Below are 22979 nucleotides of genomic sequence, written 5' to 3'. Positions count from 1 at the left end.
CACGTGACCACCACCAGGACCGCGCTGACCGACGTCCGGGTCTTCGACGGCGCCCGGCTGACCGAGCCCACCACCGTCGTCATTGACGGCACCGTGATCGGCGACGACGCCACCGGTGCCCGGACCGTCGACTGCGGCGGTGCCACCCTGCTGCCCGGACTCTTCGACGCGCACGTCCACCTGATCTTCCCCGACGACCTCGCCAAGCTCGCCCACCACGGCATCACCACCGCCCTCGACATGGCCTGCTGGCCCCCGCAGCGGGTGGACTCCTTCCGCGGCCGGGTGCCCGACATCCGAAGCGCCGGCATCCCCGCCATCGGTCCCGGCGGCAACCACGCCCGCATGCCCGGCATGCCCGGCGAGGCCGCACTGACCGACGCGTCCCAGGCCAAGGGCTTCGTCGCCCAGCGGGTGGCCGACGGCTCCGACTACATCAAGGTCGTGATCGAGGACGACCTGCTCGACCAGGCCACCATCGACGCCGTGATCAGCGCAGGGAAGGCCCACGGCAAACTGACCGTCGCCCACGCCTCCTCGGTCGACGCCTACCGCCGGGCCGTACGCGCCGGCGCCGACGTGGTCACGCACGTTCCGCGCGACGGCGTCCTCGACTCCGACACCATCGCCCGGATGACGGAGCAGGGGCAGGTCGCCGTCCCCACGCTCGCCATGATGGAAGCCGTCATCAACGGCGCCCGCCCGCACGGCCAGGACTACGCCTACAGCCGCGACAGCGTGGCCGCCCTGCACGCGGCCGGGGTGCCCGTCCTGGCCGGCACCGACGCCTTCTCCGGCCCCGCTCCCATCCCGGACCCCGTCACCCACGGGCCCGGCCTCCACCACGAACTGGTCCTCCTGGTCGACGCCGGCCTCACCCCGGCCGAAGCCCTGCAGGCCGCCACCGCCCTGCCGGCCCGCCACTTCGGCCTGCACGACCGCGGCGCCGTACGGCCCGGCCTGCGCGCCGACCTGCTGCTCGTTGACGGCGACCCGCTGACCGACATCACCGCCACCCGCAGGATCAAGCGCATCTGGGCCGCCGGGGCCGACATCACCCCCGCCGCCTGACACCTGCTCGACGGCCAGGGCCCGCCACCGCACCCGGTGGCGGGCCCTGGCCGTCGTCGCCGACGACCGTCAAGCCTCCACGATCGCCTGCAGAGCGGGGCCGTAGTAGCGCACCACCGTGTCGGTGTCGGCCGAGGCGAGGGGCTCCAGCAGTGCGACGTAGCGCATCATGGCGAGCCCGATGAGCTGAGTGGAGATCATGCTCGACCGCAGCGTCACGTCCTCGCCGGTCACGACCTCGCTGAGCGCGTCTGCCAGGACCGTGGTCGCGGTGTCCCGCAGCCGGGCGGCGGCGGCACGGTGAACGGCGGCCGAGCGCACCATGGTCATGAGCGCCGGCCGCGCCGACAGGTCGTCCCACACGGCGAGATGGGCGCGCACCACGCGTTCCCCGACCCCCTCGCGCTCGCCCCGGGCGGCGGCGGCGAGAGCTTCGTGCATCTTTCCCGGTAGCTCCAGCGCCTGGAGGAACAGGCTCTCCTTCGTGCCGTAGAAGTGGTGCACCAGCGCCTGGTCCACCCCTGCCGCCTCCGCGATGCGGCGCATGCTCGTCGCGTCGAAACCGCGCTCGGCGAAACAGGCCCGGGCCGCGGCCAGGATCGTCTCCCGGGTCCGGGTCTCCCCGGGCCGCCGGCCCCCGGCGCGCTTGCTCCCCGTAGCCGCCGTGCCCGCTGCCGTACCCGCCGCGGCCGCCGTCGCCGCCGCCGTTCGCGCGTCCGCCCCGGCCTGCTCACGGCCGGGGCCGTTCTCTTCGCGCATGTCTCTGACGCTTCCCATGCCTCCATGATGCCTGCCTCCGTTAACTCATCGTTCGATGAACTCATCGCTCGCTGAGTTGTATAGTCGAAGTGTCGGGGGCGCCCAGTGCGCCCGTCCGCTCGTGTCCGACCCCTTCGCCGCGCCCCGCGCGGCCGGCCGAGGGCCGAGTTCCACGTTCCACACGCACCACGTCCGCCGTCCCGTCCCCGCTCGCCGGGGCCAGGGACCCGTACCACGCGAAACGGTTGTCATGCCTGCCAGCTCCGCCAGCTCCGCCCCCACCGCTCCGGAACCGGGCGGTACCACCCCCTCCTCCGCAGCGCCGCCCGGTGGCCCGCGGCTGGTGATACGGCTCACCGGCGTGATCATCGGCCTCACCGCCGCGATCACCCTCATGCTCTGCGCCTTCGGGCTGCCGACCGCCAACGGCGGCCCGCACCACGCCCCGCTGGGCGTCACCGGCCCGGAGTCCGCCGTCACCGCCGTCCAGGAGCAACTGCCCGGCGACGAGTGGGAGGTCACGGTCCACGACAATCCCCAGGCCCTGACCGAGGCCATCGAGAACCGCGACACCGTCGGAGGCCTCGTCTTCGCCGAGGACGGCGTGACCGTCTACACCGCGACGGCGGGCGGACAGCAGATCGGCGCCGCGATCAGCGGACTCGGCACCACGCTCGCCGAGCGGCAGCACGTGCCCGTCACGGTGCACGACCTGGTCCCCTTCCCCGAGGACGACCCCCGGGGCACGGGCCTCGCCTCCGCGGCGCTGCCCATGGTCTTCGGCGGCATGCTCCCCGCCGTCGTGCTGCTCCAGCTCTTCCCCGGCCACGCCGGGCGGCGCGTCCGGCTCGCCGGGGTCGTCGCCTTCGCGCTCGCGGCCGGCGCCGCCGTGACCGCCGTCCTCCAGTTCGGGATCGGCACGCTGGACGGCGACTACTGGACCACCTCCCTCGGCCTCGCGCTGGGCATGGCCGCGCTCGCCATCCCCTTCCTCGGCCTGGAGTCGCTGCTCGGATACGCCGGGTTCGGCGCGGGGTCCGTGGTGATGATGTTCCTGGGCAACCCGCTCTCCGGGCTCGCCAGCGGCCCGTACTGGCTGCCGGACGGCTGGTCCACCCTCGGCCAGCTCCTGCCGCCCGGCGCCTCGGGCAGCCTGCTGCGCGCCAACGCCTTCTACGACGGCACCGGCGCCGGCGGCCCGGCACTCGTCCTGGCCGTCTGGGTCCTCGCCGGCCTCGCCCTCATGTGCGTCGCCGACCGCCGCCACCGCAGGAAGACCGGCGCCTCGCCGACCGCATGAGCAACCGACCCCACTCCTGAGAGAACAGGCGGCACGGCAGATGACCGAACGCGGCGCACGCACCGACCGGCAGCACGGCACGGAAGACCTGCCCGACAACCGGGGCCGGTGGGGTTCGGACGACCAGCTCGGCACGCTCAACCTCATCACCGAGGAGGCCAGGGCCCGGGGCGCCGCCGAGGCGCGCACGGGACGCTTCGTGTCCCTGGCCCAGCCGGTCGAACCGGTCCCGCTCGTCAGCGGCCCGCTCGCCCTCGCCGACCGGCCCGCCTCGCCCGTGCAGCAGATGCTGGCGTACACCGGCTCCCCGGCGACGGCGGCGGTGGACGTCATCACGGTCACCAACCACCACCCCCGGTCGACCCACATCGACGCGCTGGTGCACAAACCGCGCGAAGGCCGGGTCTACCCCGGGCGGCCGCTCGCGGAGAGCCTGACCCCGGCCGGTGTGCGGCACGCCTCCACGACCGCGTTCGCGGCGGGCATCGTCACCAGGGGCGTGCTGCTCGACCTGGCGGCCGACGGGCCGCTGCCGGAACGGTACGCCGTCACCGCGCGTGACCTCGACGCCGCCGAGGAACGCCAGGGCGTACGGCTGGAGTCCGGGGACGCCCTCGTCCTCCGCTGCGGCTGGATCGAGGGCCGTCAGCCGGGCCGGGCCATGCCCGGCGTCAGCCTGGACGCCGTCCGCTGGATGCACCGGCGTGGTGCGGCCCTCTTCGTCGGGGACGCCGGGGACGTCCATCCGCCGCTGGACCCCGCGTGCCCGCTGCCGCTGCACACGGTCGCCCTGCCGTTGATGGGCATGCCGCTGGTCGACGTCGCCGAACTGGCGGAGCTGGCCGCCGTCTGCGCGGAACTGGACCGCTGGGCCTTCCTCCTCACCGTCGCGCCTCCGCGCGTCAACGGGCTGACCGGGGCGCCCGTCAACCCGCTCGCCGTGTTCTGACACGGTGTTCCGACCCGCCGGGGCCGGCCGCTGTCGGCGGCCGCGGCGCCGGTGAGGGCGGCCGGCACGGTCGGTCACGGGGGACCGTCGGTGCCTGCCGCCCTCGTCGCCGGCGCCTGCCGCTCCCGCTCACGAACGGCTCGCCCGGCTCCCGTCGCTCCCCGTGCGGGTGCCGGCCGGCAGGGTGGCCGTGACGCCGGCCAGGATGAGATCGATGCCGGCGAGGAACTGCTCGCGGTCGTCGTGCGCGGGCAGTTGTTCCGCCACCCGGTGCACGAACGGGTACCGCGCCGGGTCGAGCCGCGCCCACTGCGCGGCGACCGCGCCGAGGAGGGCCTCGCGACCGGTCCCGTGGGCGTGCAGGCGGGCGTTCGCGGCGTTCTGGCCGGCGACGCCGAGGATGTAGTTCACGAGCGCGGACACGGAGTCGAACCACGCCCGTTCGGGCACGCCGAGCGCCTGGAGCCGGCCGCCGATGGCTTCGAAGATGCGCGGCATCGCGGCCAGCCACGGCGCACGGGTGAGCTGGGTGCCCACCCAGGGATGCGCGTCGATCGCGTCGAACACGCCCAGGGCGACGGTCCGGATCGCCGCCCGCGGCTCCGCGCCGTCGTCCACGTCCGTGACGACACGGGCGACGACGTCGTCGGTGGCCGCCGCCAGCAGGTCGTCCTTGTTGGCGACGTGCCAGTAGATCGCCCCGCTCCCCGTGGCCAGGCGCGCCGCCAGCGCGCGGAAGGTCAGAGCGCTCTCGCCGCTCTCGTCGAGGATCGCGATCGCGGCCTCCACGATCCGCTCCTTCGACAGCGCGTCCGTGCGCCGTTCGGCCCGCTGCGTCCTGTTCGTCATGAGCCCGAGTCTGACACGCCTGTAACGTTGTTCCGAGCGCCGCGTCCCGCTCGGCTCCCTCCCCGAGGGAACGGTCCGGCGGGGGCACGAGGCCACCGGTGTGCGTTCCCGCGGTGCCGGCCGGCACGAACCGACGTTCGCCGACGGCTCGTCCGTGACCAGCCGCGTCCGAGTTCGAGGGGTGGGCTCCGCGGCTCACCGCGCTGATCACCGACGGCGAGACCGCTCCGGTCCGCGCGCCTGATCCACACCCTGCCGGACGGACACCGGTGGGACCGCGTCCCCGCCGTGACGCTCCTCGGCGACGCCGCTCACCCGGTGCCGCCCTGCGGTGACGGCGCGAGCCCGGCGATGTTCTACGGCGCCGGACTCGGCAAGGCGATCGCCGCCCCTCCCGGCGACGTCGAAGCGGCGCGCACCGCCTGCGAACAGGCACGGTTCGCGCGCAGCGAGGCCTTCTCCGCCGGCGCGCACGGGATCCTGGACCTCTGCCTCGGCGACCGTGCCCCGTACAGCTTCACCGACGTCTTCGGCGCCGGCCGGGGACCGCAGCAGACAGGGAAACCGGTCCTGAGCGGCACCGGCCGCCACCGGCCGGAAAGATCAGCCGTCCTCCGCCGTCCTCCGCCGTCCTCGCCCGTCCTCGGCCGGGTAAAGAGACGGCCGCCGCCTCCAGCCGTTCGGCCTTCCCCTTTGTCTCAGACGACAGAGACGCCTCACACCTGCGAGACGGAAGGGGGTTGCACCATGACGAGACGCTGGGCGACGGTGCCCGGCGAAGGACCGGCCCGCGGACCTGATCAACATCGCGCGGGAGAAGGTGGTGGAGGCCGGCTGGAGCTGTCTGGGAGCCGCCCCCGCGCTAGCGGGGCGGCCCTGCGACCACGGTGGATCACCGGTCGTTCACCCTGCGGGTGCGGCCCCGGACGGCATTGGCCAGCGGGCGCGGAGCCGTGTACTTCAGGTTCGTTCTTTCCGAGCCGGAGTCTCAGCTGTTACCCAGGGCGCGGCCCAAAAGAGGGAGCAGGCGGTCCCAGTGACGCTTCAGCCCGGAGGCGCTGAAAGCGTCGGTGTCGGACATGGTGAAGCCATGGATGGTGCCGGGGTAGATCTCGGAGGTGTAGCTGACACCTGCGGCATCCAGGGCCTGGTTGAGCTCGCCGAGGGCCTCGGGCGTCACGTCGCTCTCGGCGTGGCCGAAGTGGACCTCGGCGGTGAGCTTCGAGAGGCTGTCAGGCCCGTCGACTCCCACTGGGCCGTGGAATGCGGCGAGGGCGGACACCTGGCCGGGGTGGGCCGCGGCGGTGCGCGTCGCCAGGAGGCCGCCGATGCAGTAGCCGGTCACCCCGACCGGTCCGGCGCTGACCTCGGGCTGAGCGCTGAGGAACTTGAGATAGGCGTCGGCGTCGATCAGGACACGTTCTGTGGTGTGCGCCTCGATCATCGGCATCAGCTGGGCGAAGACCGTGGGCCGGACCTCATCTCCCATGTGCTCGGGAAGCTCGATCACCGGAGCCGGGCCGTGCCGGTAGAAGAGGTTGGGGACGAGCACGTAGTACCCGTGCCGGGCCAGTTCGCGGGCCATCTCCCGCAGCACGGGTCGGATGCCGAAGCCGTCCGCGTACATCAGCACCCCCGGGTACCGCCCGCCACCATCGGGGAAGGCGGCGAACGCGTCGGCCTGGCCGTCCGCGGTGGGAATCTGCAGCGTCTTGATGGGCATGAAATCTCCTGTCGTGGTTGACGTGCCGAGCCTGTGATCAACACGACGGAGGCGGAGCCCGCGCAGCGGCGCAAGAACCTCGATCGGACAGCGGGCCCGCACTGGCCCGTACGACGCTCAGAAGAGCACCGGGTCACCAATCCGTGTGCGGCGCGATGCCATCCCGGTAATCATCCCTACAACATAGTCCACAGCCCCGACCATCCGGTGCGACAACATGACGAGGACCAGAACGCAACGGCCGTCACGCTCCACGTGCGCAGAAATAACGCCCTGAAAGAGGCGGGCAGTGATCCGGTCTTCTCCAAGGAGATCAGCACCCGGGTCAAGGTGACGCCGGAGTTCGTCAAGGCGATGGACTTCGCCCGCACCATCAAGAAGGCCGTCCCGCACCAGCGGGTGATCTTCACGGTGCACGAGATGAAGCGCCTCGGCCGCGGCGCCGCCGAGCTGCTGACCATCGCCGAGGACTTGCGCCACCACGACGTCCGGCTCGAACTCCTCACCGGCCCCCTTCAGGGGGTGTACGACCCGTCCGGGCACGGCGCCGCCCTGTTCGCGTTCTTCGCCGGCATGGCGGAGTCCGAACGCGCGTACACCCGGGAGAAGCCCCTGGAGGGCCAGGCGTCCGCCCGCGAGCGCGGCCGGCATGGCGGGCGTCCCTAGGGTGTCGACGACGACATGGCCGCGTACGCCCGCAGCCTGCGGGCCAACGGGGTCCCCGTCCCCGAGATCGCCCGCAAGCTGGTCATCACCCCGGGCAAGAATCAGGACAAGCGGCCCTCGGTCGCCACCGTCTCAACTCATTGCCCCATCGACGCGTATCTGGGTCACACCCCGAGAAGGACAGCCGACAGCCGGACCACCTCGCAGTGTGCTCGTGGGTCCCCCGTCGGCTCGTGTGCGACGTGCCCGCTGGGCGGCGGTTCTGGGCGCGTCACGCCCGTATCGGCAACGGCGTCTTCGGGTGCGCGGGACCGGGCGGCAGATGAGCTTCGCACCCTGCCGGGGTCGCGAGCAACCGGCCGCTCGTCGTTCGGCGCCGCGGGGGACGGCTGAGTGGTTTCCTGCCGGCCGGGATGCACGCACGCTTCCGTCAAGAAACCGTCCAGCCCGCGCTCGACGCGCCGGCGGTCGCGACCGGGCCCGCGCTCGACGCGCTGCGCGAGGGCGAGCCCTGAGACTGCCGGTTCGGTCTTCGTCCAGGGGCCAGGTCTCCCCGGCCGGGCCGAGGCGACGGTGCGCAGGCCATCGAGCAGATCAGAGGCGGTCCGGTCGGCAGGCAGGGACATGCGGCCACTCCAGGGCGGCCCCGGGGCAGGACCCTTCGTCGTCGGCCGTCGACGAGGTCTCGTACCGCGGCGCACCCGACCCGCAAGAGGTTCCGCAGCCTTGACGGACGCCGTTGCCCGCGATCCGCTCGGCGCGCCCCGTCCCCTCACCGCCATCACCAGGACGTGGCCGCAGGCCGGCGGGGTGATCCCGGTGTCCGCCGCAGCGAGAACGTGCGGGACGACATCGATCTCGCGAGCCTTCAGCGAATAATCGACTGTCCCCTGTCAGTGATTTACGAAATCAACGCGAGATCTTGCGTTCACTCGGGCGGAGTGGTTGAGTGTGCCGCACCCCACAACGCCTCCACCGTCTGGTGGTGGGGCGACCTTCCACGTTCCTGCCCGAAGGGGACCACCCATGAGAAGTGCCCGGTTCCGCCGTACTCGCCGCGCCAGCGCGGTCGTCCTCGTCTCCGCTCTCACGCTGAGCGCACTCGCCGCCTGCGGCACGAGCAGCAGCGACAACGACGGTGGCGCTTCGGAGGGGAGCGGCTCCTCGGATCCCTCCGCCCCGCTGGATCCGAAGACGAAGGTGACGATCACCATCGACTGCATGCCGCCGACGGCGAAGGCGGCGGAGCTGAAGCAGTGGAAGGAGGACGTCGCGGAGTTCAACAAGACCTACCCGAACGTCACCATCGAGGGCCGCTCCACGCCCGGCCAGTGTCTGGAACCGCCCCGCTTCACCGCGATGCTGAAGGCGAAGTCGCAGCCGGACGTCTTCTACACCTACTTCACCGACCTGCCGCAGGTGCTCGACAACGACGGCGCCGAGGACATCACCGCATACGTCAACGACAAGACGGTGCCGGCGCTGAAGGACATCGACCCCGACGTGCTGGGCGCGCTCAAGCAGGACGGCAAGCTGTACGGCCTGCCCACCAGCAACTACACGATGGGCCTGCTGATCAACCGCAAGCTCTTCCAGCAGGCCGGCCTCGACCCCGACACCCCGCCGCGCACCTGGGCGGAGGTCCGCACCGCGGCGGAGAAGATCGCCGGACTCGGCGACGGCATCGCCGGTTTCGGCGAGTACAGCGCAGGCAACCAGGGCGGCTGGCACTTCACCGCCCAGCTGTACAGCGTCGGCGGCGAGGTCGTCGACGTGAGCGGCGAGAAGGCGGCCTTCAACAACGCGCTGGGCAAGCAGGTCGCCGAGAACCTCCACGCCATGCGCTGGCAGGACGACAGCATGGGCGAGACCCAACTGCTGAAGTGGGGCGACCTGCAGAAGCAGATAGCCACCGACAAGCTGGGCATGTTCCTCGCCGCACCCGACGACATCGCCTACATGGCGCAGCAACTCGGCGCGGAGTACGAGAACTTCGGCATGGGACCGATCCCCGGCGAGCAGGCCACCCTGGCCGGCGGCAACAGCTACATGATCAAGAAGGGCATCTCCGCCGACAAGATCAAGGCCGCGATCGCCTGGCTGAACTTCAAGAACCTCACGGTGGGCAGGGGCCAGTTCGACTGGGAGCGCACGAAGGCCGACGGCCTGCCGGTCGGCGTCCCGCAGCCCAACTTCTGGCTGAACGAGTCCAAGGCCGAGGACGACGCCGCCCGCGTCGAGCACGCCACCATGCCGGTCGAGAACTTCAAGACCTTCATGGACAATCCCGTCCCGGGCAAGGCCGAGCCGCCCAAGGCCCAGGAGGTCTACAAGGTCCTGGACACGGTGATGTCCGGCATCCTCACCAACGAGGATGCCGACATCGACAAGCTCCTCGCCACCGCGGAGTCGCAGGTCAACCAGATCCTGGCCAACCAGTGACCGCACCGGGCGGGGCAGCGCGCGCAGCCGCCCCGCCCGGCGGCCCGGCCCCGGCAACAGACACGGCAGACCGTACAAGGACGGCAGACCCGTACAAGGAGCGACGATGTCGGCCCCCAGCCTGACCCCGAGCACAGCGAGACCTCCCCGCCCTCCCGAGCCGCGCAAGACACCCCGCGCGACCTCCGACGGCTCCTTCGCCAAGAGCCTGCGGCGGAACCTGACGGCGCACGGATTCCTCATCGGCGCGGTGGTCTGCTTCGCCGTGTTCTCCTGGTACCCGATGGTCCGGGAGTTCCTGCTGGCCTTCCAGAGGACCGAGGGCGGCGAGGTCACCTGGGTCGGCCTGGACAACCTGGTCACGGTCTTCAACGACCCGGCCTTCTGGCAGGCGTGGCGCAACACGCTCCTGTTCACCGTGCTGGCCCTGGTCCTCGGCTTCGCGGTGCCGTTCGTGGTCGCGATCGTCATCAACGAGTTCCAGCACGGCAAGGGGTACCTCCGGCTGCTCGTCTACCTGCCGGTGATGCTGCCGCCGGTCGCCTCCGTCCTGCTGTTCAAGTACCTCTACGACCCCGGCTACGGGCTCCTCAACGAACTGCTCGGCTTCTTCGGCCTGCCGGAACAGCAGTGGCTCCAGGACGCGGACCTGTCGATGCTCTCCGTCGTCCTCGCCTCCACCTGGATGAACATGGGAGGCGCCGCCCTCATCTACCTCGCCGCGCTCCAGGGCATCCCCGGCGAGCTGTACGAGGCGGCCGAACTCGACGGCGCCGGCCTGTTCCGCAAGATCTGGCACGTCACCATCCCGCAGACGCGCCTCATCCTGTCGCTGATGCTGCTCATGCAGGTCATCGCGACGATGCAGGTCTTCGTCGAGCCGTTCCTGCTGACCGGCGGCGCCGGCCCCGAGGGCTCGACCACGACGGTGGTCTACCTCATTTACCAGTACGCCTTCAACTTCAACGACTACGGCGCCGCGGCGGCCCTCGGCCTGCTCCTGCTCGTGCTCCTCGCCGGGTTCTCGGCGGCGTACGTCAAGCTCAGCCGCGCCGAGGACGAGTAGGCCAGGGGAGACCATCATGTCCACGCGTACGCTCATCTCGCCGGCCCAGCTCGCCAGGCCGCGCGGCAAGGCCCTGTACTGGATCGTCTTCGCCCTGGTCATCGGCGGTTTCACGCTGGTGTTCCTGGGACCGCTGTACTGGCTGGTCTCCAGCGGTTTCAAAGACGCGCAGGAAGTGATCCACACCCCGCCGACCCTGGTGCCCGAGTCCTTCGAGCCGGCCAACTACAGCCAGGCCTGGGAGGTCATGGACCTGGCCAGGCTGCTGGGCAACACCCTCTACTACGCCTTCGGCGCGCTCGCCTTCCAACTGGTCCTGGACGTGGCCGCCGCCTACTCGCTGTCCAAGCTCCGCCCGATGTTCGGCAAGGCGATCCTGGGCATGATGCTGGCGACGCTGATGATCCCCGCGACGGTGCTCGTCGTGCCGCAGTACCTGACGGTCCTGGACGTGCCGATCGTCGAGCGGAACCTGCTGAACACCCCCTGGGCGATCTGGCTGCCCTCGGTGACCAACGCCTTCAACATCTTCCTGCTGAAGCGGTTCTTCGACTCCATTCCCAAGGAACTGCTGGACGCCGCGTCGATGGACGGGGCGAGCCCGATGCGCACCCTGTGGTCGATCGTGCTGCCGATCTCGCGGCCGATCCTCGGCGTGGTGTCGATCTTCGCGGTCGTGGGGGTCTGGAAGGACTTCCTGTGGCCGATGCTCACCCTGCCGGACCCGACCAAGCAGACCCTGAACGTCGGGATCTACTCGCTGTCCACCGGAGTGCCCGTCAACGTGCTGATCGCCGCGCTGACCATCGCCTCCCTGCCCACCCTGCTGATCTTCCTGGTCTTCCAGCGCAACATCATGAGCGGCCTCACCGCGGGCGGCCTCAAGGGCTGACCGCCCCTCACCGCCCCTTCACCACACCCCTGCCGACACCTCCGCCGCACCTCACCTGGATGCACGGCCGCACCAAAACCGTTCGCCCCACCCCGAGCAGCTCACCAGCACCCTCGCCGCACCTCACCCGAATCCTTCGCCGCCGACCCGTCCGACGCCCCGCTGTCCGGGCCGGCGGCGAAGATCCACCCTGCCCGAAAGGACCGTCACGTGGCAGCCCCCACCCCGCCCCGCACCGACGACTGGTGGCGCGACGCCGTCATCTACCAGGTGTATCCGCGCAGTTTCGCCGACGGTGACGGCGACGGCACCGGGGACCTCGCGGGCGTGCGCGCCCGACTGCCCTACCTCGCCGAACTCGGTGTCGACGCCGTCTGGTTCACCCCCTGGTACCTCTCGCCGCTGGTCGACGGCGGCTACGACGTGGCCGACTACCGCACCATCGACCCCGCCTTCGGCACCCTGGCAGAGGCGGAGAAGCTGATCGCCGAAGCCCGGGAACTGGGTATCCGCACCATCGTCGACATCGTGCCCAACCACGTCTCCGACCAGCACCCCTGGTTCCGGGCCGCGCTCGCCGCGGGTCCCGGCAGCCCCGAGCGAGAACTGTTCCACTTCCGCCCCGGACGCGGCGCGAACGGGGAGCTGCCGCCCAACGACTGGCCGTCGCAGTTCGCCGGCTCCACCTGGACCCGCGTCCCCGACGGCGAGTGGTACCTGCACCTGTTCACGCCCGAGCAGCCCGACCTCAACTGGGCGCACCCCGCGGTGCGGCAGGAGCACGAGGACGTCCTGCGCTTCTGGTTCGAACGGGGCGTGGCCGGCGTGCGCATCGACTCCGCCGCCCTGCTCGTCAAGGATCCCGCCCTGCCCGACTTCGTGGCGGGTGTCGATCGGGAGCCCTTCGTCGATCAGGACGAGATCCACGACATCTACCGCTCCTGGCGGGCGGTCGCCGACGCGTACGGCGGCGTCTTCGTGGGCGAGGTGTGGCTGCCCGACGCCGAACGCTTCGCCCGCTACCTGCGGCCCGACGAACTGCACACGGCGTTCAACTTCAACTTCCTGACGTGTCCCTGGGAGGCCGGCCGGCTGCGCCGCTCCATCGACGACACCCTCGCCGAGCACGCCCCCGTCGGCGCCCCGGCCACCTGGGTCCTGTGCAACCACGACGTGACCCGCACCGTGACCCGCTACGGCCGCGCCGACACCGCCTTCGACTTCGCCACCAAGCGCTTCGGCACCCCCACCGACCTGGATCTCGGCACCCGGCGCGCCCGTGCCGCCGCCCTGCTCAGCCTCGCTCTGCCCGGCTCCGTCTACCTCTACCAGGGCGAGGAACTGGGCCTGCCCGAGGCCGACGTCCCGCTGGACCGCATCGAGGACCCGATGCACTTCCGCTCCGGCGGAACGGACCCCGGCCGCGACGGCTGCCGGGTCCCCCTGCCCTGGGAGGCCGAGGCACCGTCGTACGGGTTCGGAGCACAGGCCGAGCCCTGGCTGCCCCAGCCCGCCGACTGGGCGCGCTACGCGGTCGACCGGCAGAGCGGCGACCCGGACTCGATGCTCGCCCTCTACCGCGAGGCCCTGCGCCTGCGCCGTGCGGAGCCGGGCTTCGGCGACGGTCCCATGGCCTGGCTGCCCAGTGAGGACGGCGTCCTCGCCTTCCGCCGGTCCCATGACCTGGTCTGCGTCGTCAACCTCTCCGCAGCGCCTGCCGCCCTGCCGCCGCACGAACGGCTCCTCCTCGCCAGCGGCCCGCTGCACGCCGACGGAACGCTGCCGCGGGACACAGCCGTGTGGCTGCGGGGCTGACCGCTCCCGACCCGTCGCCCTGTCCGCGTCGTCCGGCACCGACAGGGCGCCGCGGGCAGGGCGACGCACCCGCCGGCCCCGCCCCACCGAGCACTTGCGCCCGTTTGCGTACGACGGGCCACGACGAACGGTGTGCTCGGTGCCGGGTCCGGACCGGCCGGTGCCCGGAGGGCAGACCGGATCGGAAAGAAATACCGCAACAGCTTGCGGGTTTTGCGTTATTCTTGCGTTCATGACGCGACGACTGGCCCAGGTGGCGAAGAAGGTGGGGGTCAGCGAGGCCACGGTCAGCCGTGTCCTCAATGGCAAGCCCGGTGTCTCCGAAGCGACACGGCAGTCCGTGCTCACCGCACTGGACGTCCTCGGGTACGAGCGCCCGACGCAGCTGCGCGGGGAGCGGGCCCGGCTCGTGGGGCTCGTGCTGCCGGAGTTGCAGAACCCGATCTTCCCGGCGTTCGCCGAGGTCATCGGGGGAGCGCTCGCGCAGCAGGGGCTCACGCCCGTGCTCTGCACACAGACCAAGGGCGGTGTGGCCGAGGCCGACTACGTGCACCTGCTGCTCCAGCAGCAGGTCTCCGGGGTGGTCTTCGCCGGCGGCCTCTTCGCGCAGGCCGACGCGCCGCACGAGCACTACCGCCTGCTGGCGGAGCGCAAGGTGCCGGTCGTCCTCGTCAACGCGCCCATCGAAGGCCTCGACTTCCCGTGCGTCGCGTGTGACGACGCGGTCGCCGTCGAGCAGGCGTGGCGCCACCTCGCCTCCCTGGGGCACGAGCGCATCGGCCTGGTGATCGGTCCCGCCGACCACATCCCGTCGCGCCGCAAGCTCGACGCCGCCCGTGTCGCGGTGCAGAACGCGGGCCTGTCCCTGCCGGACGAGTTCGTGCAGCGGTCGATCTTCTCGCTGGAAGGCGGGCAGGCCGCGGCCGCCCGGCTCCTGGAACGGGGGGTCACCGGCATCGTCTGCGGCAGCGACCCCCTGGCCCTCGGCGCCATCCGGGCCGCCCGCCGGCGCGGCCTCACCGTACCCGCGGACGTGTCGGTCGTGGGCTTCGACGACTCGGCCTTCATGACCTGCACGGAGCCGCCCCTGTCGACCGTGCGCCAGCCCATCGAGGCGATGGGCCGCGCGGCGGTCGACCTGCTGTGCGCCCAGATCGAGGGCTCCCATTCCCCGCTCGGTGAGCTCCTGTTCGAGCCCGAGCTCGTCGTCCGCGGATCGACGGCCCCGCCCCCGGCGCGCTGACCGCCCGCGCCCGACCCCCTCTGACCGGGCGTCGCGCCCGCCGTCCCCCGTCGACCGATCCCCCGTCGGCACCGGTGTCACCGCCGCCCCGAGCGGCACCGTCACCGGTGCCGTCCGCATGCCCGGGGCAACCGGGCCTGCCGGGATCTGGACGGAACCGTTGACAAACGCGTCACGCGGTAGAAACCTCTCAGCTCAGCGATGCAAACAAGTCACAGAGTTACTCAAGAAGTTGGCTTTGCGTCGCCATTCCTTGCCGGAATCATGCTGGGCTCCCGGCGCGCGACCTGCCAGCTTGCTCACCGAGCCTCTGCACGGACGTCACAGCGGCCGGAACGACAGCCACCTGACGGGTCTGCGCCGCGCCCACGATGTGGAGAGGCCACCATGAGAGGCACACGCACGGGCAGGCGATGGGGGGTCGGCCTGCTGACAGCGGGCCTGGTCACCGTCGGACTGCTGCCCGCCCCCGCGCACGCCGCGGACGACGGTCCCAACCTCGCGCTCGGCAGAACGGCGACGGCCGGCGGGGCGCTCGGCGGCTACCCGGCGACGAACGTCACCGACGGAAGCCAGCAGTCGTACTGGGAAGGCCCGGCGGGCTCCTTCCCCCAGTGGGTGCAGGTCGACCTCGGAGCCCAGGTCCCGCTGGACCGCGTCGCACTGAAACTGCCCACCGGCTGGGCGGGGCGCACCCAGTCCCTGGCCGTCCTCGCCAGCTCCGACGGCGGCTCCTTCACCACGCTCGCCGGCCCGCAGGCCCGCGCGTTCGCCCCCGACCAGGCGAACACCGTGAACCTCGACCTGCCCGCCGCCACCGCTCGGTTCGTCCGGGTGCAGGTGGCCGCCAACTCGGGCTGGAACGCCGCACAGCTGTCCGAGCTGGAGATCTACGGCGAAGGCGGCGGAGGGCCCGCCGACCCGCCGCTCGAAGGCACCGACCTGGCGCGCGGCAAACCGGTCGAGGCGACCTCCGCGACGCAGAACTACCTGGCGGCGAACGCCAACGACGACAACGTCGGCACCTACTGGGAGTCGGCGGGCTTACCGGCCGCCCTCACCGCGAAGCTCGGCGCCGACGCGGACATCGAGGCCGTGGTCGTCACACTGAACCCGGATCAGGTCTGGGGAGCGCGCAGGCAGTCCTTCGAGGTCCAGGGGCGCGCGCAAGGCGCCTCGGCGTTCACCACCCTCAAAGCCAGGGCCGACTACGCCTTCGGCCCCGCCGCGAACCAGAACTCCGTCGTCGTCCCGGTGACGGGCCGCGCAGCGGACGTGCGGCTGGCCTTCCAGTCCAACACCGGCGCCCCCGGCGCCCAGGTCGCCGAACTCCAGGTGATCGGCAAGGCGGCGCCCCACCCGGACTTCGTCGTCACCGGCCTGACCTGGTCCCCGGCCGCCCCGTCCGAGAGGGACGCGGTGACGGTGGACGCCACCGTCCGCAACGCCGGCACCGCGACCGCCCCCGCGACCACGGTGAACGTCAGCGTCGAGGGCACCGTCGCGGGTTCCGCTCCGGTCGCCTCCCTCCCGGCCGGCTCGTCCGCCACCGTCTCCGTCCCCGTCGGCAAGCGGCCGGCCGGCTCCTACACCGTCTCCGCCGCCGTCGACCCCACGGACACGGTCGCCGAGCTGGACAACGGCAACAACAGCCGGACGGCCGCGCAGAAGCTGACCGTCGCCCGGGCCCCGGGCCCGGACCTGCGGGTCACCGGCATCACCAGCAACCCCGCCTCACCCGCGGTCGGCTCGTCGGTCTCCTTCACGGTGGCGGTCGACAACCGCGGCACCACCACCGTCCCGGCCGGCAGCGTCACCCGCCTCACCGTCGGCGGCACCACGCTCCAGGGCACCACCGGAACCATCGCCGCGGGGGCCACGGCCACCGTCGCCATCGACGGCACCTGGAAGGCCACCGACGGCGGCGCCATCCTGACCGCCACCGCCGACGCCACCGCCACGGTCGACGAGACCGACGAGAACAACAACGTCTTCGCCCGCTCCATCGTCGTCGGCCGGGGCGCCGCCGTGCCCTACACCGAGTACGAGGCCGAGGACGGCGCCTACGACGGAACCCTCCTCACCGCCGACAAGCAGCGCACCTTCGGGCACACCAACTTCGCCACCGAGTCCTCCGGCCGGCGGTCGGTACGCCTCGACGCCACCGGCGACCACGTCGAGTTCACCTCCACCAGCGCCGCCAACTCCGTCGTCGTGCGCAACTCCGTCCCGGACGCGGCCACCGGCGGCGGCCGCGAGGCCACCATCAGCCTCTACGCCGACGGGCAGTTCGTGCGCAAGCTGACCCTGTCGTCCAAGCACAGCTGGCTGTACGGAACCACGGACGACCCCGAGGGGCTGACCAACACCCCGGGCGGCGACGCCCGCCGGCTCTTCGACGAGTCGAACGCGCTGCTCACCCGGACCTATCCGGCGGGCACGACGTTCCGTCTGCAGCGCGACGCGGGCGACACCGCCGCCTTCTACGTCATCGACCTGGTCGATCTCGAACAGGTCGCGCCGCCGGCCGCCAAGCCCGCCTCCTGCACCTCGATCACCGAGTACGGGGCCGTGCCCAACGACGGGATCGACGACGCGGACGCCCTCCAGCGCGCCGTCACGGCGGACCAGAGGGGCGAGATCGACTGCGTCTGGATCCCCGCCGGCCAGTGGCGGCAGGAGAAGAAGATCCTCACCGACGACCCGCTGAACCGCGGCCAGTACAACCAGGTCGGCATCCGGGACGTCACCGTCCGCGGCGCCGGCATGTGGCACTCCCAGCTGTACTCGCTGACCCCGCCGCACCAGGCCGGCGGCATCAACCATCCGCACGAGGGCAACTTCGGCTTCGACATCGACGACAACACGCGGATCTCCGACATCGCCGTCTTCGGATCCGGCACCATCCGCGGCGGCGACGGCGGCGCCGAGGGCGGCGTCGCGCTCAACGGCCGCTTCGGCGAGGACACCAAAATCACCAACGTGTGGATCGAGCACGCCAACGTCGGCGCCTGGGTCGGCCGCGACTACGCCGACATCCCCGAGCTGTGGGGACCCGGCGACCGGGTCGAGTTCAGCGGCGTGCGCATCCGCAACACCTACGCCGACGGCGTCAACTTCGCCAACGGCACCCGCGACTCGACCGTCTTCAACTCCTCCTTCCGCAACACCGGCGACGACGCGCTCGCGGTGTGGGCGAGCAAGTACGTGAAGGACACCTCGGTCGACGCCGGCCACGACAACCACTTCCGCAACAACACGATCCAGCTGCCCTGGCGCGCCAACGGCGTCGCGATCTACGGCGGTCACGGCAACACCGTCGAGAACAACCTGATCTCCGACACCATGAACTACCCGGGGATCATGCTGGCCACCGACCACGACCCGCTGCCCTTCTCCGGCCAGACCCTCATCGCCGGCAACGGCCTGTACCGCACGGGCGGGGCGTTCTGGAGCGAGGACCAGGAGTTCGGCGCCATCACGCTCTTCGCGCAGGGGCCGGACATCCCCGGTGTCACCATCCGGGACACCGACATCCACGACTCGACCTTCGACGGCATCCAGTTCAAGACGGGTGGCGGCGCGATGCCGGACGTGCGGATCAGCAACGTCCGCATCGACCAGTCGGTCAACGGCTGCGGCGTCCTCGCCATGGGCGGCGCCCGGGGCAGCGCCACGCTGACCGGCGTGACCATCACCGGCTCGGCGGAAGGCGACGTCTGCGTCGAGCCCGGCTCGCAGTTCGTCATCCGGCGCACCTGACCCCCGCCGGCACCGGCTACGGCGGCCCGCCTGCCGGGCCGCCCAGTTGACCGACCTCTAAAAACTCCCCGACTGAGCGAGGACTGATGACGACCCGCATCTGGAGATCCCGGTGCCTCAGCGCCGCGATCACGACGAGCCTGCTCGCGCTGGGCGGCCCGCTGGTGGCCGCCCACGCGGCCGGCGGCCCCAACATCGCGCTCGGCGACACCGCGTCGGCGAGCAGCTCCCACACCGAGTACGGCGCCGCCCACGTCACCGACGGCAACCAGGGCACGTACTGGCAGAGCGCCGGACCGAACCTGCCCCAGTGGGTGCAGGCCGACCTCGGCACGACCACCCGCGTGGACGAGGTCGTCCTGAAGCTGCCGGCCGGCTGGGACAGCCGCACCCAGACGCTCTCCGTCCAGGGCAGCACCGACGGCACCAGCTTCACCACGCTGAAGAGCTCCGCCGGCTACACCTTCACCCCGGGCACCGGGAACACCGTCACCGTGTCCTTCCCGGCCACCCGGACGCGTTTCGTGCGCGTCGACATCACCGCCAACACCGGCTGGCAGGCCGCCCAGCTCTCCGAGCTGGAGGTGCACTCGGCGGACGAATCCTCCGCCGACCTCGCCGCCGACCGCCCCCTGACGGCCAGCAGCCACACCCAGGTCCACACCGCGGGCAACGCGGGCGACGGCAACCGGGCCACCTACTGGGAGAGCGCCAACAACGCGCTCCCGCAGTGGATCCAGGTCGACCTCGGCGCCTCCCGCGCCGTCAACCGCGTCGTGCTGAAGCTGCCGGCCGGCTGGGAGGGCCGCAGCCAGACCCTGAAGATCCAGGGCAGCACCAACGGCACGGACTTCACCGACCTGACGTCCTCCCAGGCCCACGCCTTCAACGCGGCGAACGACAACACGGCGGCCCTCGCCCTCGACGCGACCACCACCCGGCACGTCCGCGTACTCGTCACGGCGAACACGGTGCAGCCCGCCGCGCAGGTCTCCGAGTTCGAGGTGTACGGACCCCGGACGGGCGACACCCAGGCCCCCACCGCGCCCACGAACCTCGCGCTCACCCAGCCGGCCACCGACCAGGTGCGGCTCACCTGGAACGCCGCCACCGACGACGTCGGCGTGACCGGCTACGACGTCTACGCCAACGGCGAGCTGCTGACCAGCGTCGCCGGGAACGTCACCGCCTACACCGACAACCGGCCCGCCGACCAGACCGTGTCCTACCGCGTACGGGCCCGGGACGCGGCCGGCAACCAGTCCGCCGACAGCAACACCGTCACCCGCACCGGCGACTCCGGCGACACCCAGGCCCCCACCGCCCCCGCGAACCTCGCCCTGACCGAGCCCGCGAGCGGGCAGATCAGACTCACCTGGACCGCCTCGGCCGACAACGTCGGGGTGACCGGTTACGAGATCTACGCCAACAACACCCTCCGGGGCAGCGTGGCCGGCACCGTCACCACGTACACCGACACCCAGCCGGCCTCGGCCACCGTCACGTACCACGTGCGCGCCAGGGACGCCGCCGGCAACCGGTCGGCCGACAGCACCACGGTGACCCGCAACGGCTCCGGCGGCACCGCCTCCAACCTCGCCGTCGGCAAGCCGATCGACGCCTCCTCCACCGTGCACACCTACGCGGCGGCCAACGCCAACGACAACGACACGGGCACCTACTGGGAGGGCGCGGGCGGCAGCTACCCGCAGACCCTCACCGTGAAGCTGGGCTCCGACGCCGACCTCGACCGCCTGGTGCTCCGGCTGAACCCGGACACCGCCTGGTCCGCCCGCTCGCAGACCGTCGAGGTCCTCGGCCGCGCACAGGACAGCACGGCGTTCACCACCCTCGCCGCCGCGCGGAGCTACGCCTTCAGCCCGGCGAGCGGCAACACGGTCACCGTCCCGGTCACCGGCCGCGTGGCCGACGTACGGCTGAGGTTCACCGCCAACACCGGCGCCCCGGCGGGCCAGCTCGCCGAGTTCCAGGTGTTCGGCGTCCCGGCGCCCAACCCGGACCTCGTCGTCACCGGCCTGACCACCAGCCCCGCCGCACCGGTGGAGTCGGACGCCATCACCGCGACGGCCACCGTGCGCAACGACGGCCCGGCCCCCGCTCCGGCGAGCACCCTCGCCCTGCGCCTGGGCGGCAGCGAGGTCGCCACCGCCCAGGTCGCGGCCCTCGCACCGGGTACGCAGACCACGGTCACCGCCGCCCTGGGCACCCGGGACGCCGGCTCGTACGAGCTGAGCGCGGTCGCCGACAGGACGAACGCGGTCGTCGAGCAGAACGAGACCAACAACACCTTCACACGTCCCACGCCCCTGGTGGTCAGGCCGGTCGCCAGTTCCGACCTGGTCGTCGGGCCGGTGACCACCACCCCGTCCAGCCCCAGCGCCGGTGACGCCGTCACCTTCAGGGTGCCGGTGCGGAACCAGGGCACCGAGGCCGGCGCCGCGGGCGGCCACGCGGTGACGCTCACCCTCGTCGACGGCAGCGGCGCCACGGTCAGGACCCTGACGGGCAGCCACTCCGGGTCCCTCGCCGCCGGCGCCACGGCCGAGGTGACGCTCGGCCCCTGGACCGCGGCCAACGGCTCGTACACCGTACGGACCACCGTGGCCGCCGACGCCAACGAGCTGCCGGTCAAGCGGGAGAACAACACCTCCACCCAGCCGCTGTTCGTCGGCCGCGGCGCCAACATGCCGTACACGATGTACGAGGCGGAGGACGGCACGGCCGGCGGCGGCGCACGGGTCACCGGGCCCAACCGGACCGTCGGCGACATCGCCGGCGAGGCGTCCGGCCGCAGGGCGGTGACCCTCGACGCGACCGGCGAATACGTCGAGTTCACCACCCGCGCCGAGACCAACACCCTGGTGACCCGGTTCTCCATCCCGGACGCCCCCGGTGGCGGCGGCATCAGCTCCACCCTCAACGTCTACGTCGACGGCGTCTTCACGAAGGCGCTGCCGCTGACCTCGAAGTACGCCTGGCTGTACGGGTCGGAGACCGCACCCGGCAACGACCCGGGCTCGGGCGCCCCGCGGCACATCTACGACGAGGCGCACCTCCTGCTCGGCGAGACCGTCCCCGCGGGCAGCAGGATCCGCCTGCAGAAGGACGCCGCCAACACCGCCGCCCACTACGCCATCGACTTCGTCAACCTGGAGAAGGCGGCCCCGGTCGCCAACCCGGACCCGGCCACGTACGCCGTACCGGCCGGCTTCGGTCACCAGGACGTGCAGAACGCGCTCGACCGGGTCCGCATGGACACCACCGGCAGGCTCGTCGGCGTGTACCTGCCGCCGGGGGACTACCAGACCTCCAGCAAGTTCCAGGTGTACGGCAAGGCGGTGCAGGTCGTCGGCGCCGGGCCCTGGTACACCAGGTTCCACGCGCCCACCACCCAGGACAACACCGACGTGGGCTTCCGCGCCGACGCCACGGCCAGGGGCTCGCTCTTCAAGGGCTTCGCCTACTTCGGCAACTACACCTCGCGCATCGACGGCCCCGGCAAGGTGTTCGACTTCGCCAACGTCTCGGACATCACGATCGACGACATCTGGAACGAGCACATGGTGTGCCTGTACTGGGGCGCCAACACCGACCGGATCACCATCAGGAACTCCCGGATCCGCAACATGTTCGCCGACGGCGTCAACATGACCAACGGCTCCACCGACAACCTGGTGGCCAACAACGACGCCCGGGCCACCGGCGACGACAGCTTCGCCCTGTTCTCGGCGATCGACGCCGGCGGCGCGGACATGAGGAACAACGTCTACGAGAACCTGACCACGACCCTGACCTGGCGAGCGGCGGGCGTCGCCGTCTACGGCGGCTACGGCAACACCTTCCGCAACATCCACATCGCCGACACGCTCGTCTACTCGGGAATCACGATCTCGTCCCTGGACTTCGGCTACCCGATGAACGGCTTCGGCACCGAGCCGACCCGCTTCGAGAACATCTCGGTCGTCCGGGCGGGCGGCCACTTCTGGGGCAACCAGACCTTCCCCGGCATCTGGGTCTTCTCCGCCTCGAAGGTGTTCCAGGGCATCCGGGTCAGCGACGTGGACATCGTCGACCCCACCTACAGCGGGGTCATGTTCCAGACGAACTACACGGGCGGCCGGCCTCAGTTCCCGGTCACGGACACGGTCTTCACCGACATATCGATCACCGGAGCCCGCAAGAGCGGGGACGCCTGGGACGCGAAGTCCGGTTTCGGCGTCTGGGCCAACGAGAGGCCCGAGGAGAGCCAGGGCCCCGCCGTCGGCGAGGTCACCTTCACCTGCCTGCGGATGAGCGGCAACGCGCAGGACATCCGCAACACCACCAGCACCTTCAAGATCAACGTCAACCCCTGCTGACCCGGGGCGCGATCTCCGACTGACCAGGGCCGGCGCCCGCCACCGTCCGCGGCGGGCGCCGGC

General features: G+C 71.6%; 14 protein-coding genes and 1 pseudogene. 12 read left to right on the top strand and 3 right to left on the bottom strand.

The annotated features are described in order from the left end of the window. Positions 1-3: 3 nt before the first annotated feature. On the top strand, positions 4-1071 hold the full coding sequence (locus ACFF45_RS12375; RefSeq protein WP_381345667.1) for an amidohydrolase family protein: 1068 nt from the start codon (positions 4-6) through the stop codon (positions 1069-1071). Between the two features lie 69 nt (positions 1072-1140). Here ACFF45_RS12375 and ACFF45_RS12370 read toward each other — a convergent pair whose 3' ends face one another. After that, positions 1141-1848: a TetR/AcrR family transcriptional regulator gene (locus ACFF45_RS12370; RefSeq protein WP_381345665.1), complete on the bottom strand. Its 708-nt coding sequence runs from the start codon at positions 1846-1848 to the stop codon at positions 1141-1143. A gap of 232 nt (positions 1849-2080) precedes the next feature. Here ACFF45_RS12370 and ACFF45_RS12365 point away from each other — a divergent pair, with 232 nt between their 5' ends. Further along, complete coding sequence (locus tag ACFF45_RS12365) at positions 2081-3130, top strand: hypothetical protein (protein ID WP_381345663.1); 1050 nt, start codon at positions 2081-2083, stop codon at positions 3128-3130. Between the two features lie 40 nt (positions 3131-3170). Then, positions 3171-4079 carry a cyclase family protein gene (locus ACFF45_RS12360; protein ID WP_381345661.1) on the top strand — a complete coding sequence of 303 codons (909 nt, stop codon included), beginning with the start codon at positions 3171-3173 and terminating at the stop codon, positions 4077-4079. A 129-nt stretch (positions 4080-4208) separates the two neighbouring features. Here the strand turns inward: ACFF45_RS12360 and ACFF45_RS12355 are convergent, their stop codons facing one another. Continuing rightward, positions 4209-4928: a TetR/AcrR family transcriptional regulator gene (locus tag ACFF45_RS12355; RefSeq protein ID WP_381345659.1), complete on the bottom strand. Its 720-nt coding sequence runs from the start codon at positions 4926-4928 to the stop codon at positions 4209-4211. A gap of 164 nt (positions 4929-5092) precedes the next feature. Here ACFF45_RS12355 and ACFF45_RS12350 point away from each other — a divergent pair. Beyond that, positions 5093-5474: pseudogene (locus ACFF45_RS12350) on the top strand (FAD-dependent monooxygenase); the annotation flags it as partial. A 442-nt stretch (positions 5475-5916) separates the two neighbouring features. Here the strand turns inward: ACFF45_RS12350 and ACFF45_RS12345 are convergent. Then, the gene (locus ACFF45_RS12345; RefSeq protein ID WP_381345658.1) at positions 5917-6651 is read right to left on the bottom strand and encodes a dienelactone hydrolase family protein; all 735 of its coding nucleotides are present in this window, start codon (positions 6649-6651) and stop codon (positions 5917-5919) included. 255 nt (positions 6652-6906) lie between these two features. Here ACFF45_RS12345 and ACFF45_RS12340 point away from each other — a divergent pair, with 255 nt between their 5' ends. The 8 genes from ACFF45_RS12340 (at position 6907) to ACFF45_RS12305 (ending at position 22916) form a co-directional block, all read left to right on the top strand. Further along, on the top strand, positions 6907-7317 hold the full coding sequence (locus ACFF45_RS12340) for a recombinase family protein (RefSeq protein WP_381345656.1): 411 nt from the start codon (positions 6907-6909) through the stop codon (positions 7315-7317). A gap of 1026 nt (positions 7318-8343) precedes the next feature. Then, the gene (locus tag ACFF45_RS12335; RefSeq protein ID WP_381345655.1) at positions 8344-9759 is read left to right on the top strand and encodes an ABC transporter substrate-binding protein; all 1416 of its coding nucleotides are present in this window, start codon (positions 8344-8346) and stop codon (positions 9757-9759) included. A gap of 106 nt (positions 9760-9865) precedes the next feature. After that, positions 9866-10825: a carbohydrate ABC transporter permease gene (locus tag ACFF45_RS12330; protein ID WP_381345653.1), complete on the top strand. Its 960-nt coding sequence runs from the start codon at positions 9866-9868 to the stop codon at positions 10823-10825. Between the two features lie 16 nt (positions 10826-10841). Next, entirely contained in the window at positions 10842-11717 is an 876-nt protein-coding gene (locus ACFF45_RS12325) for a carbohydrate ABC transporter permease (protein WP_381345651.1), read from the top strand. Between the two features lie 210 nt (positions 11718-11927). Beyond that, positions 11928-13532, top strand: a complete 1605-nt coding sequence (locus tag ACFF45_RS12320; protein ID WP_381345650.1) for a glycoside hydrolase family 13 protein — start codon at positions 11928-11930, stop codon at positions 13530-13532. 232 nt (positions 13533-13764) lie between these two features. Next, a complete protein-coding gene (locus ACFF45_RS12315) occupies positions 13765-14775 on the top strand; it encodes a LacI family DNA-binding transcriptional regulator (RefSeq protein ID WP_381345648.1) in 1011 nt (336 codons plus the stop codon). A 387-nt stretch (positions 14776-15162) separates the two neighbouring features. Then, positions 15163-18537: a CARDB domain-containing protein gene (locus tag ACFF45_RS12310; RefSeq protein WP_381345646.1), complete on the top strand. Its 3375-nt coding sequence runs from the start codon at positions 15163-15165 to the stop codon at positions 18535-18537. An 86-nt stretch (positions 18538-18623) separates the two neighbouring features. After that, positions 18624-22916 (top strand): discoidin domain-containing protein, encoded by a 4293-nt coding sequence (locus ACFF45_RS12305; RefSeq protein WP_381345645.1) that lies wholly within the window; start codon positions 18624-18626, stop codon positions 22914-22916. Positions 22917-22979 lie beyond the last annotated feature (63 nt).

It is taken from the genome of Streptomyces cinereospinus (genome assembly GCF_042430725.1).
Taxonomy (GTDB): Bacteria; Actinomycetota; Actinomycetes; order Streptomycetales; family Streptomycetaceae; genus Streptomyces; species Streptomyces cinereospinus.
This window is presented reverse-complemented; position numbering and strand designations above follow the sequence as displayed.